Genomic DNA, 17,099 nt, shown 5'->3' with positions numbered 1-17,099 from the left:
CCGAGCGCAAGATGAAGAGCCTCGGAAGAGATCTTCCCAGTGAATGGAACACCTTGATGAGTACCGAGATTCACCCCTTCACCCTCGATATCCCCCGGTCCGACCTGGATTACCTGCGCGAGCGCCTGGCCCGCGCCCGCTGGGCCGCCCAGCTGCCCGGCACCGGCTGGGAGCGCGGCATCCCCGCATCGAACCTGCGCGAGCTGGCCGACCATTGGCGCACCGAATTCGATTGGCGGGCACAGGAAGCCAAGCTCAATGCCTTCCCGCAGTTCACCACCGAGATCGACGGTCAGCAGATCCACTTCCTGCACGTCCGCTCCGCACGTCCGGACGCGCGACCGCTGCTCATCACCCACGGTTTCCCCAGCTCGGTCGCCGAATTCCTGACTCTGATCCCGCTGCTCACCGATCCGGCCGAGGGCCCGGCCTTCCACGTGATCGCCCCCTCGCTGCCCGGCTACGCCCTGTCCACGCCGCTGTCGGGTACCGGGTGGACCATGGCCCGCACCGCCCGCGCCTGGATCGAGCTCATGGCCCGCCTCGGTTACGACCGCTACGGCGTGCACGGCGGCGATGTCGGCGGCGGGGTCTCGGGCCTGGTCGCGGCCCTCGACGGCGAGCACGTGACCGGAGTGCACGTGGTCACCGACCCGATGACCGCCGCCAATGTCGCCACCTTCCTGCCCGGCCTGGCCGACCGGCTCGACCCCAACGACCCGACCGACAAGCTCATCCTCGACCGCATGGACGCCTTCCGCCGCGAGGGCTCGGGCTACCTGGCCATCCAGAATTCCCGCCCCCAGACCATCGGCTACGGCCTGGTGGACTCGCCCCTGCTCCAATTGGCCTGGATCGCAGAGAAGTTCGAGAACTGGACCGATCTCCCCATCGACCGCGACCAGCTCCTCACCACGGTCAGCCTGTACTGGTTCACCGGTTCGGGCGTGAGCGCCGCCCACACCCTCTACGAGCAGGCTCATTCCACCGAGTGGGGCGCTCCCCCGTCGGTCCCCCAGGGCTTCGCGGTCTTCGGCGCGGACGAGACGGTCCGCCGCGTCGTCCCCGCCCCCGCCGACGCCCACTGGACCGAATTCGAACGCGGCCTGCACTTCCCGGCCATGGAGGATCCGGCCAACCTGGCCGCCGACCTGCGCGCCTTCTTCGGTACGCTGCGCTGATCCCCGAAACCCGTTACCGGCCCGGCGTTCCCGTCGGGCCGGTGGCATGCCGGGAATCGAGCACCGTCACAAGCTTTTTCGACGCGACGCACCGATAGGCGTCCTCGACGAGCTCGGCGATCTCGGTCCAGTCCGGCCGCACGTCCAGGTAGACGCCCAGCCAGCCGCGATGTCCCACGTAGGGCGGCCGGAAGTAGCGTTGCGGTTCGCCGGTCACCAGTTCTTCCTGGACGCCCGGTGCTGCGGCGCACCAGAATCCGCGCCGGTCGTCGTGGTGGTGGTCGGCGAACATGACGAACATCTTCTTGCCGCCCGCGAACCAGGCGGGCTCGCCGTGGCTGACCCGCTCGCTCACCTCCGGCAGGCCGGTGCACACCTCGCGCAGCCGTTCCAGCACGCTGTCCATACCCGCAGGCTATGTCACCCGGCCGGTTCGGGCTTGGATGAATGGGAACCGCGGTTCAGGAGGCGACGCACATTCAAGAGACGGCGCACATCCAGGAGGCAGCGAACGCTCAGGAGATCGCGCGTACCCGGACGAGCTCTTCGAGGTGCCCGACGGTGAGGCCGACCAGGCTCTCACGGAAGGTCCGCCCCGGCGCGTCCGGCACCGGCACCTCGCACGGCACCACCAGCAGCGCACACCCCGCCGCCTGCGCCGCGATCGACCCGGTCGGCGAATCCTCGATGGCCACGGCGTTTCCCGGGACGACACCGAGCAGTTCGGCCGCTCGCCGGTACACGTCCGGTGCGGGCTTGCCCTGCGGCACCTCGTCCGCGCACACGGTGGCCCCGAAGAACTCCCGCCCGATGGTGTCGAGCCCGTACTCCGTGAGTGACCGCTTGGTATTGGTGACCAGCGCCATCGGAATCCCGGCCGCCCGCAGCGTTTCCAGCGCCTCGCGCGCACCCGGCCGCCACGGCACCTCCCCCTGGAACAGCTCGATCACCCGGCGCTCCATCCACTCCGAGCCGTGCGCGACGGTCTCGGGTGTGTGCTCGATTCCGAGCCCCTCGAACAAGATTCGGAACGCGTTCGGCCCGGAGGCCCCGATCAGCGCGTGCCGCACCGCATCGTTGAGCTCGTGCCCGTACTCGGCCGCCAGCTCCCGCAATGCCATGTCCCAGAGCTTCTCCGAGTCCAGCAGCGTCCCGTCCATATCCCACAACACCGCGTCCAACCGCGCCACCGACCGCACTCCTTCCACAAAACCGGAAACCGGCCCCACCGTGGGTGGAGCCGGTTCAGCCTAGTGCGAGGCCGGGATTCGGGCCGCTCAGACTCCCGAGGCGGCGATCAGCAGCCGCCCGGTCGAGGAATCCACCTGGATCCACCGGTTCTCGGTGCTGACCTGCCCGTTCTTCGACACATAGGTGAGCGCCACCACCGCACGGTTGTCACCGTTGGGAGTGACCGCCCCCACACTGACCGAGGAGATCCCGCCCCAGAACGAGGCGTAGCTGTTGAAGCCACCGGTGGCCGACTGGTAGCTCGGCGACAGCATGGACCACGCCCCGTTCACATTCCCCGGCAGCATGCCGTAGTAGCTCTGCACGAAGGACGCCACGGACGCCGGTGCGGGCGGACCGAACGGCGTGGTCGATGGCGCGGGAGTCGTGCTCGGGCGCGCCGAGGAGCTCGGAGCCGCCGAGGACGACGGCGCCGGCGTGGTCGTCGTGGTGGGGTTGGTCGTGGTGGTCGGCGCGTGCGTCGCCCCGCTCGCCTGCCCCGCGCGAGTGGGCTGCCCGGCACCGCCGTCGGCGGGACCGATATTGTCCGGCACCGAGGTCACCGGCGCGGTCGTGGTGACGGTGACGCCACCGACCGCCTGCGGCTGGTTCTCGCCGCCACCGCCATTGCGGCTCACCGCGATCGCGATCACTGTGGCCGCGATCAGCGCGCCGACGATTCCCACCGCGACCAGCACCAGCTGTCGCGGATTCTGTGTGCCGCCAGCGGTTCTCACGCCGCCGGCCCCGGTCGGCGGCGGCCCGGCCGGTGTCGCGGCGCGCGGCCCGGACGCCGCCCCCTTGCTCATGTCCACGTGCACGGTCGCGTCGTCGGCATTGCCGGGAACACCGGTCCGCGACGTGGACAGCACCGTGGTCTGCGCCGAACTGTCCACGGCCGCAACCTCTGCCACCGGCGGCAGCACCCGGGGGGGCTGGATCGGCGCGGCCGGGGCCCGCCCCTCGGCGACCGCCTGTAGTCGTTCGGCGGCCTGGGCCATGGTCGGCCGGTCGGCGGCCTCGGCGGCCAGCAGATCCGTCAGCACCGGCCCGAGCGTGCCCGCGTGCGTGGCCCGCGGCACCTGCGCCCGCGCCACCGAGTGCAGCACCGCGAGGGGGTTGTCGCCCTCACCGAACGGAGGTTTGCCCTCCACCGCCGCGTAAAGCGTTGAGCCCAGGGCGAATACATCCGATGCGGGTTCCGGGTTCTCACCGCGCGCCACCTCGGGCGAGAGGTAGGCGGGCGTGCCCGCCAGGAATCCGGTCGAGGTGACGGTGACGTCCCCGGTGGCCCGCGAGATGCCGAAGTCGGTGATCTTCACCGTGCCGTCGTCGGCCACCAGGATATTGGCGGGCTTGACATCCCGGTGCACGATCCCCGCCTTGTGCGCAGCGGCCAGGGCGTCGGCGACCTTGGCTCCGATCCGCCCCACCTCGGCCGGTTCGAGCTTGCCCTTCTCGCGCATCAGCGCCGCCAGACTGACGGCGTCCACGTATTCCATGACCAGCCAGGGCTGGCCGTCCTCCTCCGCCACGTCGAAGACGGTGACGGCATTGGGGTGATGCAGTCGCGCCGCGATGCGCCCCTCACGCATCGCCCGCATCCGGGCCTCCACGGCCTGCGACCGGGTGAGCCCCGGTGTCAGCAGCAGTTGCTTGACCGCGACGGTGCGCCGCAGCCGAACATCGGTCGCGCGCCACACGACCCCCATAGCACCGGTGCCGATCGGATCCGTTAGTCGGTACCGCCCCGCAATCAGCCGGTCTGCGCTCATGTGGTTGTGCCCCTCCTGCAAGCTTTCGCGCCGAGCGACCTGCAACTCTGCGCGAAAGCCCGGAAACCTGGTGAAGATATTAAGCGTTGAAGTACTTGGCCTCCGGGTGCAGCAGCACGAACGCATCCGTCGACTGCTCCGGATGCAACTGCAACTCTTCCGACAGCATCACGCCGATCCGACCGGCGTCCAGCAGTTCAACCAGTTTGGCCCGATCCTCCAAGTTCGGGCAGGCCCCATAGCCGAACGAATACCGTGCGCCACGGTATCCGAGTTTGAAGTAATCCAGCACATCGGCGGGATCCTCATCTGCGACCGAATGTCCTTCCAGTGTGAGTTCTTCCCGGATCCGGCGGTGCCAAAACTCGGCGAGTGCCTCGGTGAGTTGCACGCCGATGCCGTGCACCTCGAGGTAGTCGCGGTAGTTGTTCTCCGCGAACAGCACATTCGCGAAGTCGGCGATCGGCTGACCCATGGTGACCAGCTGGAACGGCATCACATCCACCTGACCGGTTTCGATCGCGTCCGTGCGCGAGCGAATGAAATCGGCGATGCAGAGGAACCGGTCGCGTTGCTGACGCGGGAATGTGAACCGGAAGCGTTCCGGCGCATCGGGTTTGGGCTCGGTGAGAACAATCACATCGTCGCCCTCGGAGACGGCCGGGAAATACCCGTAGACGACGGCCGCGTGCTGCAGCACGCCCTCGGCGATCAGCCGGTCCAGCCAATACCGCAGGCGCGGACGGCCTTCGGTCTCCACCAGCTCCTCGTAGGAGGGTCCCTCGCCGCCGCGCTGGCCGCGCAGGCCCCACTGACCCAGGAACAGCGCGCGCTCGTCGAGCAGCCCGGAGTACTCGTTCACCGCCAGGCCCTTGATGATTCGCGTGCCCCAGAACGGCGGCGTCGGCACCGGCAGATCCGCCGCCACATCCGAGCGCGCGGGCACCTCGACGGGCACCTCCTTGGCCTTGCGCTCCTCGGCGATCCGCTTGGATCGCTCGTGCCGGGCCTTGCGCTCGGCCACCTTCGCGGCCTCGGCGAGGGCCTCGGGCGAGTTCGGGTCCAGGCCGCCACCGCGCTTGCGGGTCATGATCTCGTCCATCAGATGCAGGCCCTCGAAGGCGTCACGCGCGTAATGCACGTCGCCCTCGTACACCTCGGTGAGATCGTTCTCGACATAGCCGCGGGTCAGTGCCGCACCGCCGAGGAGCACCGGGAACTGCCCGGCGACCCCGCGGGTGTTCATCTCCTCGAGGTTCTCCTTCATGACCACCGTGGACTTCACCAGCAGCCCGGACATGCCGATGACATCGGCCTTCTTGTCCACCGCGGCATCGAGGATCGCCGAGATCGGTTGCTTGATACCGATATTCACGACCTCGTAGCCATTGTTGGACAGGATGATGTCGACCAGGTTCTTGCCGATGTCGTGCACGTCGCCCTTGACGGTGGCCAGCACGATGCGGCCCTTGCCCGAGTCGTCGGTGGCCTCCATGTGCGGTTCCAGGTGCGCGACAGCGGTTTTCATCACCTCGGCCGACTGCAGCACGAACGGCAGCTGCATCTGCCCGGACCCGAAGAGCTCACCGACGGTCTTCATGCCCGACAGCAGCGTCTCGTTGATGATCTGCAGCGGCGGAACCTCTTTCATGGCCTCGTCGAGGTCGGCCTCGAGGCCGTTGCGCTCGCCGTCCACGATCCGCCGGGCCAGCCGCTCGAACAGCGGCAGCGCCGCGAGTTCCTCGGCGCGCGAGGCCTTGTACGAGGCCGCCGAGACACCCTCGAACAGGGCCATGAGCTTCTGCAGCGGGTCGTAGTCCTCGGTGCGCCGGTCGTACACCAGATCCAGCGCCGTCTCGCGCTGTTCCTCCGGAATCCGTGCCATGGGCAGGATCTTCGACGCGTGCACGATCGCCGAATCCAGTCCGGCCTGGACGCATTCGTGCATGAACACGGAGTTGAGCACCTGCCGCGCGGCCGGGTTCAGGCCGAAGGAGATGTTCGAAAGACCCAGCGTGGTCTGCACATTCGGGTGCCGCTTCTTGAGTTCACGGATGGCCTCGATGGTTTCGATGCCGTCGCGCCGGGACTCCTCCTGGCCGGTGCCCAGGGTGAAGGTCAGCGTATCGATGATGATGTCGGACTCGTCGAGCCCCCAGTTGCCGGTGATGTCGGCGATGAGCCGCTCGGCAATGGCCACCTTGTGCTCGGCGGTGCGCGCCTGGCCCTCTTCGTCGATGGTCAACGCCACCACGGCCGCACCGTGTTCGGCGACCAGCGCCATGGTCTGCTGGTAGCGCGACTCGGGGCCGTCGCCGTCCTCGAAGTTCACCGAGTTGATGGCGCAGCGCCCGCCCAGATGCTCCAAACCGGCCTTCAGCACCGGGGTTTCGGTGGAGTCCAGCATGATCGGCAGGGTGGACGCGGTGGCCAGGCGCGAGGCCAACTCGGCCATGTCGGCGGTGCCGTCGCGGCCCACGTAGTCCACGCACAGGTCCAGCATGTGCGCGCCGTCGCGGGTCTGATCCTTGGCGATGTCGAGGCACTTCTGCCAGTCCCCGGCCAGCATGGCCTCGCGGAAGGCCTTGGAGCCGTTGGCATTCGTGCGCTCGCCGATCATCAGGATCGAGGCGTCCTGCTCGAACGGGACCGAAGAGTAGATCGAGGAGACGCTGGGCTCGTGCACCGGTGCACGCTTGGCCTGCTCGACCTCGCGCACCGCCTCGGTCACCTGGCGGATGTGCTCGGGCGTGGTGCCGCAGCAGCCGCCGACCAGCGACAGGCCGAACTCGGAAACGAACTGGCTGAGCGCGATCGCGAGTTCCTCTGCGGTAAGCGGGTATTCCGCACCCTTCGCCCCGAGAATCGGCAGACCGGCATTCGGCATCACCGACACCGGCAAGTGGGCGTGCTTGGACAGATGCCGCAGATGCTCGCTCATCTCGTCCGGCCCGGTGGCGCAGTTCAGCCCGATCATGTCGATGCCGAGCTTCTCCAGCGCGGTGAGCGCGGCCCCGATCTCGGAACCGACCAGCATGGTGCCGGTGGTCTCCATGGTCACGTGGGTGATGATCGGAATCCGGCGGCCCGCCTTCAGCATGGCATTGTGGCTGCCGGTGACCGCGGCCTTGACCTGCAGCAGGTCCTGGCAGGTCTCGATGAGGATGGCGTCCGCGCCGCCGTCGAGCATGCCCAGCGCCGCCTCGGTGTAGGCATCGCGCAAAGAGACATAAGGGGCGTGACCCAGGGTCGGCAGCTTGGTGCCCGGCCCCATGGACCCCAGCACATACCGGGGAGCCCCGTCCGCGGACGGTCCCATCTCGTCGGCGACCTCGCGCGCCAGCCGGGTGCCGCGCTCGGACAGATCCCGGATCCGATCCGCGATGTCGTAGTCGGCCAGGTTGGGCAGATTGCACCCGAAGGTATTGGTCTCGACGGCATCGGCCCCGGCCTCGAAATAGGCCCGGTGAATGTGGCGCAGCACGTCCGGCCGGGTCTCGTTGAGGATCTCGTTGCAACCTTCTAGGCCACGGAAATCGTCGAGCGTGAGATCCGCGGCCTGCAGCATCGTGCCCATCGCACCGTCCCCGATCACGACACGCCGTTTGAGCGTGTCCAAGAGGGTGGTGTCGAATTCGGCGCGGCTGCGTACAGACATGTACTAAAGAGTAGTGGGAAGCACGGACAATCCCCGCCTCGGTGTGGCTCTGTCCAATTTGCCCTCCGCTTCGCTCCGGGCGGGTTCGCGGCGCTGGAGGTCTCGTTCTTCCCTCCCTCCGCTCCCCCCGCTCCACTCGGTCCAGAACGAGCGGCTCCATAGACCTGCGCCTTGCGCCGCGAACCTCCGGGTGAATGGAGCTGATCGTGGCCAATCCCGCGATTGCGCGTCGCATGCACACCGGCCGGTGACACACCGTAGGCTGACCGGGTGAACGCCAGTGAATCCCCGGTGCCACCCGAATCGGACCTGCCTACGCTGCGGGATCCGGTGCTCGTGGCAGCTTTCGAAGGCTGGAACGATGCCGCCGACGCCGCCAGCGGTGCGGTCGAGCATCTGGAACTGATCTGGGACGCGCAGCCGCTGGCCGAGCTCGACTCCGAGGACTACTACGACTATCAGGTCAACCGGCCGACGGTGCGCCAGGTTGACGGGGTGACCCGCGAGATCCAGTGGCCCTCGGCCATGTTGTCGGTGTGCTCGCCCCCGGGTAGTGAGCGGGACGTCGTGCTGTTGCGCGGAGTCGAGCCGAATATGCGGTGGCGCAGTTTCTGCAACGACATCCTCGAGTTCGTCGAGCAGTTGGGGGTGACCACGGTGGTGATCCTCGGCGCCTTACTGGCCGACACCCCGCACACCCGGCCGGTTCCGGTGACCGGCACGGCGTACAGCAAGGAAGCCGCGGAGCGCTTCAACCTGGAACAGACCCGCTATGAGGGACCGACCGGCATTACCGGTGTGCTGCAGGACGCGTGCGTGCGCGCGGGTGTCCCGGCCATCTCCTTCTGGGCCGCGGTGCCGCACTACGTCTCCCAGCCGCCCAACCCGAAGGCCATCATCGCGCTGCTGCACCGGGTCGAGGACGTGCTCGATGTCGAGGTGCCGCTCGGCGGGCTGCCCGAGCAGTCCGAGGAGTGGGAGGGCGCGGTCAACGAGATGACCGCGGGCGACGAGGAGATCGCGGAGTACGTGCGCTCGCTCGAGGAGCGCGGCGACGCCGAGGTGGACATCAACGACGCCATGGCCAAGATCGACGGCGATGCCATCGCCGCCGAGTTCGAGAAGTACCTGCGCCGTCGCGGCCGCGGCGGCTTCGGCCTCTGAACCGCCCGGGCCCCGGAAACGCCGGGGCCGCCACCCTCTGACCGTTTCGGGGTGAATGTCCCGAAGTAGCCCGAAAACCATTGCCGCACCTGCGCTCTACGCAGGTGCGGCGGTGTTTCGGGAGCTAGTGCTCGACGGTCCAGACCTGGGCGGAAGCCTCGTGTGCCAGTTTCGCGATCAGGATGTCGCGCGGAATGGTCTGGCCCGCAAGGTGATCGAGCGACGGCACCACCACGTGGTGGGCGTCGGCCCGTTTGAGTTCGGCGGTCAGCTCCGCGAACGCGGTGCCGTCGCCTGCGGTCGATTCATGGAACGTGGCGGCGAAACAGAGACCGGCCGATTGGGCGAGGCCGCACATCGCGTTCTCCAGCTCTTCGCTGCGGCCATCGGTCAGATCGTCACGCACGTACCCATAGATCAACGCTTCCACCCGAACCTCCGTTGGATTGGGGATCGCTGTTCTGACGTGTGCCCTGGTAAACAGCTTGGCGTTCTCGCGAATGCAATTGCAGATGTCAACCCACTGACATCCGGATGCCCTATCCGGGTCCATCCGTCGTTAACTGGTGAGATACTACAGAGCGTGTCCGCCGGTGACGATCGACCTGTCTGGGCTGTCCGAATGCGTGCCGAACGTGATGCCAGGGGGTGGTCGCAAGCCGATGCGGTGCGGGCCATGCGGGCCAAATCCAGTCACAATCTACCGACGGACTCGACGCTGCTGCGCAATTGGCGGCGCTGGGAGTCCGGGGAATCCCGCCCGGACGACTTCTACGCCCCGATCATCGCGGCCGCCTTCGACACGGTGACCGCGGCATTCTTCCCCAAGGCCAGACCCAACCGGGACGATGAGATGCTCTCGGCCACCGGGATGGACACGCTGGAATTCATTGGGCGCCTGCGAATGTCCGATGTGTCGGCTTCCACCCTGGATGCCATCCGCATCACCGCCGACCGGCTGTGCTCGGAGTATCCGTGCGCGGATCCGCACGAGCTGCATGCGGAGGGCACGGCCTGGCTGCGGCGCATCACCTCCCTGCTGGACGGCCGACTTACTCTCGCGCAGCACCGGGAGGTACTGGTCCTGGCCGGATGGGTTGCCCTACTGGTCGGTTGCGTGGATTACGACCTGGGCTGGCGCACGGCCGCCGAGGCCACCCGCCGGGCCGCCCTGTCCCTGGGGCAGGAGGCCGAGCATGCCGAAATCATCGGCTGGGGAGCCGAAATGGCCGCTTGGTTCGCGTTGACGCAGGCCAATTACAAGGGGGCCATCGAGACCGCCGAGGCCGCGCACGCCAGCACCGGCCGCCTCGGGGTCGGCGTGCAGCTGGCCGCCCAGCGGGCCAAGGCGTGGGCACGGCTCGGTGATCGGCGCGAGGTGGAAAAGGCCCTCGCACAGGGTCGTTCGATCCTGGACACCATCGAGCACCCGGTCAATCTGGACAATCACTTCGTGGTCGACCCGCAGAAGTTCGACTTCTACGCCATGGACTGCTGCCGGGTAGCCGGTGACGATCGGCTGGCGGAAAACTTTGCCCGCCAAGTCATCCTGACCGCCACCCGGCCCGACGGCAGCATTCGCAAACCCATGCGGGTCTCCGAGGCGCACCTGACGCTCGCGGTGGTGGCGGTGCGCGATCGCAATCTGGAGCTCGCCCTCGACGAGGGCTTGCAGGCCTTCTCCGGCAAACGGCGTTCGCTGCCTTCGCTCATGTGGATCGCGGGCGAGACGGCGCGGGAGATGATCGAACGCTTCCCCGGCGATCCGCGCACCCGCACCTACCTCGATCAGCTGCGTTCGCTGGCCGCGGGCTGAGTACGACACGCCGCGGACACGGTGTCCGGAATCGTTGTGCGCCTCAGAATCCGAGGCCGTTGCGCACGGCATCGATTGCGGCATGGGTGATTCCGGGCACGGCCAGATTGCCGCTGCGCCGCCATCCCAGCGAGAGGAAGATTCCGACCGGTATCTGAAACGCCAGCAATGCGAGGACCACGCCCGCGGTGATCGGTCCCGATCCCGCCACCGGCAGATGCCACAGCCCCCACAGCGCCGAGCACAGCGCCGCGGTCCAGCGGGCCCCTGGTTCGCCGTCGCGGTGCAGATAGGAATCCAGCGCGCCGCGAAAGAAGACCTCCTCCAGCACGAAAACCACCGGCACGTACATCAGCAGCGATGCCAGGCCGATCCCCAGGCTCGCCCAGGGCACGGGACGCGGCGCGGCCTGCCCGCTCAGCAGGAATCCCCCGACGAACATGCCCGCGCCGAGGATTCCCGCGGTGGCCAGGCAGCCGCGGACGCGCCGCCATCCCGCGCGCCCCAGGGCACGTATCGACCAGGCCGCCACGAAGGCGCCCAGCAGTGCCGCGGCGTCGTAGCCGAGCACGGTCCCGTCGGGACCGTTCGGTTTGCCGGATGCGATCGCATCGCCGACCGTCCCGGCCAGGTCCAGGCCCGGCAGCACCGCCAGCGCGGCGAACATCAGCCATACCCAGCGGTCGACCGGCGGTGGTGTACCGCGCACCCACAGCTCGCGGACCGGCCGCCGCGCCAGCACCAGCGGAAACAGCAGGGTGAACGGAATCCCCAGCAGCAGATAGACATTCGCATCGAGATGGAAGGCGAATCCCAGGCCGATGTACACCCCGACCACCCCGCAGGCCACCACCGCCCGACCGGCCCGGGCCACCCGGCCGGACCGCGGACCCGGCCCCCGCTGCGCTGCTACGACACGGTCGGGCTGCGACATCGCTCCCCCTTCGACGAGTCCGGTTCACCCCGAGTATCCAGGCGCTTCCTGAGGTAATCGTTGGGTACGCTCCAGCTCATGGACTTCAGCCTGTGGACCTGCGCTGCCCGAGGGCATGAGACCTATGCCCCGACCGAGCCCGAGCTCGCGGCACGCCTCCACGTCGCCACCCCGGCGGGTGAAGCCTGGCGGTGCCTGCGCTGCGGCGATTTCGTCCCGGGCGAGCCGCGCGGCGGCGGGCACGCCGACGACGCGCCCGAGGTGCCGCGCGGGCGCCTGCTGCGCGACCGGATCATCATGCGGCTGCTGGCCGCCGAGCGCGTCGGGCGGGCGCTGGTGCTGGTGCTGCTGGGCGCGGGGGTGCTGACGCTGCGCGGCTCACGGGAGCAGTGGAAGGCCAACTGGGACAAGGATCTTCCACTCATTCGCCAGCTGGCGGATCAGATCGGTTTCAATCCGGACCATTCGAAGATCATCCGGGGCATCGACAAGGCGTTCACCTTCTCCCCCACCGTGCTCACCTGGGTGGCGGTGGCGCTGTTCGCCTATGCCACCATCCAGCTGGTCGAGGCGGTGGGGCTGTGGCTGGTCAAGCGCTGGGGCGAGTACTTCGCGGTCATCGCCACCAGCATCTTCCTGCCCCTGGAGATCTACGAGCTCACCGAGAAGATCACCTTCCTGCGCGCCGCGGCCCTCATCGTCAACCTGGCCGCGGTGATCTGGCTGCTGTGGAGCAAGTCGCTGTTCGGCCTCAACGGCGGTGCCGCGAAGTACTACGCCGAGCACCACTCGGAGAGCCTCATGACGGTCGAAAGGGCGGCCGTCGCAGCACAATCCGAGCAGCTCACCGAGAAGATCGGCACCCGGCGGACACACTGATCGGATCGGGCCGCGGCAGCGCCGGACTCACTCCGGCACGCCCAGGCCGCGGGCCAGCACCGGCCAGGACTTGTAGAGCTCGTCGCGGAACACGGCCCAGGAGTGGGTGCCGTTGGGCGGGAGGTCCACGGTGACGGGGATGCCGAGTTCGGTGAGCTTGGCGGCCAGGTTGCGGGTGCAGTAGCCGGTGGCGGCTTCGATGGTGCCGTCGTAGATCATGTGCGCCAGGAACCCGCCCACGCCCGGGTCGAGGACGTATTGGCCGTCGACGACGTAGTAGACGCCGGGCAGGCCGTTGCCGGCGGACACGAACAGTTCGAGTCCGCGCAGCCGGTCGGCGTGCAGGTACGGGTCGTTGTCGGCCCACATCGGGTCACCGGGCGGGCCGTACATATTGTTCGCGTCGCCGCCCTCGCTGGCCACCACGATGCGCGCGAACGACTGGCCGACCGGGTCGCTGGTCTGGACGCAGCCGCTGTAGGTGGCCGCGGCCCGGAACAGTCCGGGTTTGGTCACGGCCAGGTTCAGGGCGGGGGTCGCCGACATCGACACCGCGGCAATGGCATTGCGTCCGTTGGTGCCCAGGGCGGCGTCGATCAGGGGCGGCAGTTCCTCGGTGAAGAAGGTCTTCCACGTGTTGACGCCGAGCGTGGGATCCGGTGCGCGCCAATCGGTGTAGTAGCTGGCCAGGCCGCCGGTGGGCACCACGACATTGATGTCCTTGGTGCCGAGGAAGTCGAAGACCTCCGGCACCTGGGCCCGCCAGTTCTTGGCGTCGGTTCCGGCGTTGGTGCCGTTGAACAGGTACAGCGTGGGCCGGGGCCGGGAAGTGTCGGCGGGACGCAGCACATCCAGGTGCACCGTCTTGTCCATGGCCGCCGAGTACACCTCGAGCGCGAGGTTGCGGTCGTCGACGACCTTGACGCTCGCGATCCTGGAGCCGTCGCGGGTCACAGGATCGGTGAGCGCCCCACCGGTTTCGACGATCGGATCGCCGGGCTCGGCGTGCGCCGCGACCGGGACGGCGGCCGCGACCGCCACACATCCGACGAACACCGCGTTCCGCAGTCGATCCCGCACAGCCACTCCCACTCCTCGCACCAGGTGAGATGGACTCTGCCATACGGGCTTCGATGTAACCCGGGCAACTATTCATAAAAGTCGCGGCGTGACGCCCCGATAACTCCCGTCACGCCGCGACGACCCCTCGCCCCGGATCAGGGGGTGACGATATTGAAGTTGGGGTCCGGCTTCTCCATGACATCCTTCAGCTGCTTCAGCTTGGCCGGATCGCCGCTGACCTTGATGTTTCCGGCCTGGATCTCCTTCACGATGTCCTTGGCCCCGGTCATGGTGGCGATCAGCTCGAGCCGCGACAGGGTGAAGGTGGCATCCGGGGCCGGGCCCTTGAAATCGGCGGGAACCACGTAGTGGATGAGCACGCCGTTGCGCAGCTCGGTGCGGTAGGTCTGATTCTGGTCGGTAATGATCCAGTCATTGACCAGGTGCAGGTCCCACGCCTTGGGGCCGTTGACCAGGAAGGCCGCAGAGTCGAATACCTGGTCCACGCTCAGGGCGCTGATCATGCCGACCGAGCTGGCCTTGGTGGGCGTGCCGAAGTTGCCGTTGCGCAGTTCGTAGGCGCCGGAGAGGAAGAAGTTGCGCCAGGTGGCGTTCTCCGAGCCGTAGGCGAGCTGTTCGAAGGCGCTGGCCTGCAGCATCTTCGCCTTCTCGTTGTCCGGGTCGGCGAAGATCAGATAGTTGAGAACCTGCACGCACCAGCGGTAGTCGCCGTCGGAGTAGGCCTTGCGGGCCACCTTCAGCACACCGCTCGCGCCGCCCATGGCGTCCACGTGGCGCTTGCCGGAGTCGACCGGCGGGTGCTCCCACAGGTGGGCCGGGTTGCCGTCGAACCAGCCCATGTAGCGCTGGTAGACGGCCTTGACGTCGTGGCTGACCGAGCCGTAATACCCGTGGTTGTACCACTTCTGCTCGACGGCCGGTGGCAGCTGGATCATTTCCGCGATCTCGATGCCGGTGTAGCCCTGGTTGAGCATGCGCAGGGTCTGGTCGTGCAGGTAGGCATACGTATCGCGTTGCAGCGACAGCCATTCGGTGAGCTGGTCCGAGCCCCAGGTGGGCCAGTGGTGCGAGGCGAAGGCGACATCGGAGATGTCGGCGAACATATTGATCGTCTCGGTGAGGTACTGCGACCACACGTGCGCGTCACGCACCAGCGCGCCACGCAGGGTGAGCAGGTTGTGCAGGGTGTGAGTAGCGTTCTCCGCCATGCACATCGCGCGGAAGTCGGGAAAGTAGAAGTTCATCTCCGACGGGGCCTCGGTGCCCGGGGTGATCTGGAACTGCACGTGCACACCGTCGACCACCTCTTCCTGGCCGGTGTGGGTGACGTCCTTGTTCGGCGGAATCAGGCTGACGGTGCCGATCGAGGTGGTCATGCCCAGACCCGCACCGACCTGCCCCTTCTCGCCGCGCGGGAGCGCCGCGCCGTACATGTAGGCTGAGCGGCGCGCCATGGCGGTGCCGGCGAAGATGTTCTCGGCCACGGCGTGCTCCATGAAGCCCTGCGGCGCGATCACCGGAATGCGGCCGGAGACAGCATCTTCCAGGGTGATGACGCCCATGGCGCCGCCGAAGTGGTCGACGTGGGAGTGGGTGTAGATCATGCCCGTCACCGGCTTCCGGCCACGGTGCGCGAAGTACAGGTCCATGCCCGCCTTGGCGGTCTCCGTGGAGATCAGCGGGTCGATGACGATCACGCCGGACTTGCCCTCGATGATGGTCATATTCGACAGATCCAGGCCGCGGATCTGGTAGATGCCCGGAACCACCTCGTAGAGGCCCTGTTTCACCACCAGCTGCGACTGCCGCCACAGCGAGGGATGCACCGAGTTGGGGCAGTTGCCCTGGATGAAGCCGTAGGACTCGTTGTCCCAGACCGTATTTCCCTTGGCGTCCTTGACCAGGTCGGGCTCGAGCTCGGCGATGAAGCCCTTGTCGGTGTCGGCGAAGTCCTGCCGGTCGGCGAAGGGCAGCGAGGACTGCGCCTGCTTCTGCTGATCGACAATGTGACCGCTGGGGTCGACCGCGTCCTTGGCGGTCTTCTCCGCGGCCGAGCCGTTGTCGGCCTTGCCGCCGCACCCCGAGACAGCCGCGCCCACGCCCGCCGCCACCAGCGCCGCCGCGCCCGCCCCGAACACCCCGCGCCGGGACACGCGGAACCCGCCGGGCTTGCCGTCGTCACCGTTGTTCGTGAGGACTTCCTCGGTCATCGGCGCTCTCCTGTCTCCATGCGATGGACGTGCGCGGCAGAACGAATAGCCAATGATTCGCTGCCATTCTGCCCGCTGGCCACACTACACCACTATTGCAGTCTCACTGCACCATGATCGAGGGGTGGCACCACCCGCCCGCCACCGGACCCGCGAGTGCACGGTCCGGCCCGATGTGATCGGATTCCCCCTATGAGCGAGGGCAAAGGCTTATGAGCGAGAGCAAAGGCGACAGCCCACGGCGGCGGCGCAATCCGGAACAGACTCGCAAGGCGATCATCGAGGGCCTGCTGGCAGCGGTGCACGACGGTGAGTTCGACCCCACCACCCGCGGCATCGCCGAACGCGCCGGGGTGTCCGAGCGCAGTATCTTCGTGCACTTCCCCACCCGCACGGCATTGCTCACCGCCGCGGTGGACCTGCAGTCCGAGCAGGTCGAGGCGCTCATCGCCGACGTCGATCCGGGACTGCCGCTGGCCCAGCGCATCGACGCGGTGGTGCGCCAGGGCGAGGCGATCTTCACCCTGCAACGCGAACCCCGGGTGCTGGGCCTGATCGAATCGTTGCGCACGCCCGCGGTGGACACCCGGATGCGATTGACCGACAAGCGGATTCGCGACGCCCTGGCCCGCGTCTTCGCGCCGGAACTGGACCGCGCCGAGAGCGCGCGGCTGCTGGATCTCGTCGACGCCACCGTCGGCTGGCCCTACCGCCACCACCTCATGGACCGGCGCGGACTGTCCAAACGCGCCGCCTCCGACGCCGTACGCCAGGCCCTGACCGCGATGCTCACCCGCGCGAACTGAATCCGTGCACCGGCTCGGCGAGGAAGCCGCGGTCGGCATCCTCCTGGTAGGTGGTGTTGTCGAACTGCGGGCATTCGCCCGCAATTCCCGACGGCGGCCCCTCCCCGTCCCGTACCATCCCGGTCGGCCCAGCAGAAGGCGTTTACCGCGGTCTCCTGGAACGCGCCGACCTCGCAGCTGGTCAAGCGGCTCGACGGCGCACCGCATCTGGCCGATATTCCGGGCACCCTGTTCCTCGCGGGCGGGACGCCGGTGACCGCCAAGGGTGGAGCGCCCATCGCGGGCATCGGTGTGGCGGGCGCGCCCAGCGGTGATCTGGACGAGAAGTTCGCCCAGGCGGGCGTGGCCGCGCTGGGCGGCTGA

Annotated in this window: 14 protein-coding genes; 6 read left to right on the top strand and 8 right to left on the bottom strand. The window is 67.9% G+C overall.

The window, feature by feature from the left end; translation table 11 throughout:
- The first annotated feature begins 56 nt into the window (after positions 1–56).
- Entirely contained in the window at positions 57–1,181 is a 1,125-nt protein-coding gene (locus tag NS2_RS02615; protein WP_033085442.1) for an epoxide hydrolase family protein, read from the top strand.
- Between the two features lie 13 nt (positions 1,182–1,194).
- On the opposite strand, the gene NS2_RS02610 is transcribed toward NS2_RS02615, so the two are convergent.
- The 4 genes from NS2_RS02610 to metH form a co-directional block, all read right to left on the bottom strand.
- Positions 1,195–1,587, bottom strand: coding sequence for an MmcQ/YjbR family DNA-binding protein (locus NS2_RS02610; RefSeq protein WP_033085395.1), 393 nt, complete (start codon positions 1,585–1,587; stop codon positions 1,195–1,197).
- A gap of 109 nt (positions 1,588–1,696) precedes the next feature.
- Positions 1,697–2,380 carry an HAD family hydrolase gene (locus NS2_RS02605; RefSeq protein WP_033085396.1) on the bottom strand — a complete coding sequence of 228 codons (684 nt, stop codon included), beginning with the start codon at positions 2,378–2,380 and terminating at the stop codon, positions 1,697–1,699.
- A gap of 78 nt (positions 2,381–2,458) precedes the next feature.
- Complete coding sequence (locus NS2_RS02600) at positions 2,459–4,186, bottom strand: serine/threonine-protein kinase (RefSeq protein WP_033085443.1); 1,728 nt, start codon at positions 4,184–4,186, stop codon at positions 2,459–2,461.
- Positions 4,187–4,265: 79 nt separating this feature from the next.
- Positions 4,266–7,844, bottom strand: coding sequence for a methionine synthase (metH, locus tag NS2_RS02595; RefSeq protein WP_033085397.1), 3,579 nt, complete (start codon positions 7,842–7,844; stop codon positions 4,266–4,268).
- Positions 7,845–8,114: 270 nt separating this feature from the next.
- Between metH and NS2_RS02590 the strand changes: the two genes are divergently transcribed.
- A complete protein-coding gene (locus NS2_RS02590) occupies positions 8,115–9,008 on the top strand; it encodes a PAC2 family protein (protein ID WP_033085398.1) in 894 nt (297 codons plus the stop codon).
- 124 nt (positions 9,009–9,132) lie between these two features.
- Here the strand turns inward: NS2_RS02590 and NS2_RS02585 are convergent, their stop codons facing one another.
- Complete coding sequence (locus NS2_RS02585) at positions 9,133–9,438, bottom strand: hypothetical protein (protein ID WP_033085399.1); 306 nt, start codon at positions 9,436–9,438, stop codon at positions 9,133–9,135.
- Positions 9,439–9,630: 192 nt separating this feature from the next.
- On the opposite strand from NS2_RS02585, the gene NS2_RS02580 reads away from it, so the two are divergent.
- A complete protein-coding gene (locus NS2_RS02580) occupies positions 9,631–10,824 on the top strand; it encodes a helix-turn-helix domain-containing protein (protein WP_202969053.1) in 1,194 nt (397 codons plus the stop codon).
- 43 nt (positions 10,825–10,867) lie between these two features.
- On the opposite strand, the gene NS2_RS02575 is transcribed toward NS2_RS02580, so the two are convergent.
- Entirely contained in the window at positions 10,868–11,758 is an 891-nt protein-coding gene (locus NS2_RS02575; protein WP_096490548.1) for a CPBP family intramembrane glutamic endopeptidase, read from the bottom strand.
- Between the two features lie 78 nt (positions 11,759–11,836).
- On the opposite strand from NS2_RS02575, the gene NS2_RS02570 reads away from it, so the two are divergent.
- Complete coding sequence (locus NS2_RS02570) at positions 11,837–12,637, top strand: DUF2127 domain-containing protein (RefSeq protein WP_045436074.1); 801 nt, start codon at positions 11,837–11,839, stop codon at positions 12,635–12,637.
- A 27-nt stretch (positions 12,638–12,664) separates the two neighbouring features.
- On the opposite strand, the gene NS2_RS02565 is transcribed toward NS2_RS02570, so the two are convergent.
- Together NS2_RS02565 and NS2_RS02560 are read right to left on the bottom strand one after the other, a co-directional pair.
- Positions 12,665–13,723: an alpha/beta hydrolase gene (locus NS2_RS02565; RefSeq protein ID WP_231993031.1), complete on the bottom strand. Its 1,059-nt coding sequence runs from the start codon at positions 13,721–13,723 to the stop codon at positions 12,665–12,667.
- Positions 13,724–13,854: 131 nt separating this feature from the next.
- Complete coding sequence (locus tag NS2_RS02560) at positions 13,855–15,930, bottom strand: alkyl/aryl-sulfatase (RefSeq protein ID WP_081985581.1); 2,076 nt, start codon at positions 15,928–15,930, stop codon at positions 13,855–13,857.
- A 212-nt stretch (positions 15,931–16,142) separates the two neighbouring features.
- On the opposite strand from NS2_RS02560, the gene NS2_RS02555 reads away from it, so the two are divergent.
- Both NS2_RS02555 and NS2_RS02550 read left to right on the top strand, forming a co-directional pair.
- Entirely contained in the window at positions 16,143–16,736 is a 594-nt protein-coding gene (locus NS2_RS02555) for a TetR/AcrR family transcriptional regulator (protein ID WP_033085401.1), read from the top strand.
- A complete protein-coding gene (locus tag NS2_RS02550) occupies positions 16,737–17,099 on the top strand; it encodes a GlcG/HbpS family heme-binding protein (protein ID WP_081985583.1) in 363 nt (120 codons plus the stop codon). It begins immediately after the preceding gene.

The organism is Nocardia seriolae NBRC 15557, assembly GCF_007990715.1.
Taxonomy (GTDB): domain Bacteria; phylum Actinomycetota; class Actinomycetes; order Mycobacteriales; family Mycobacteriaceae; genus Nocardia; species Nocardia seriolae.
This window is presented reverse-complemented; position numbering and strand designations above follow the sequence as displayed.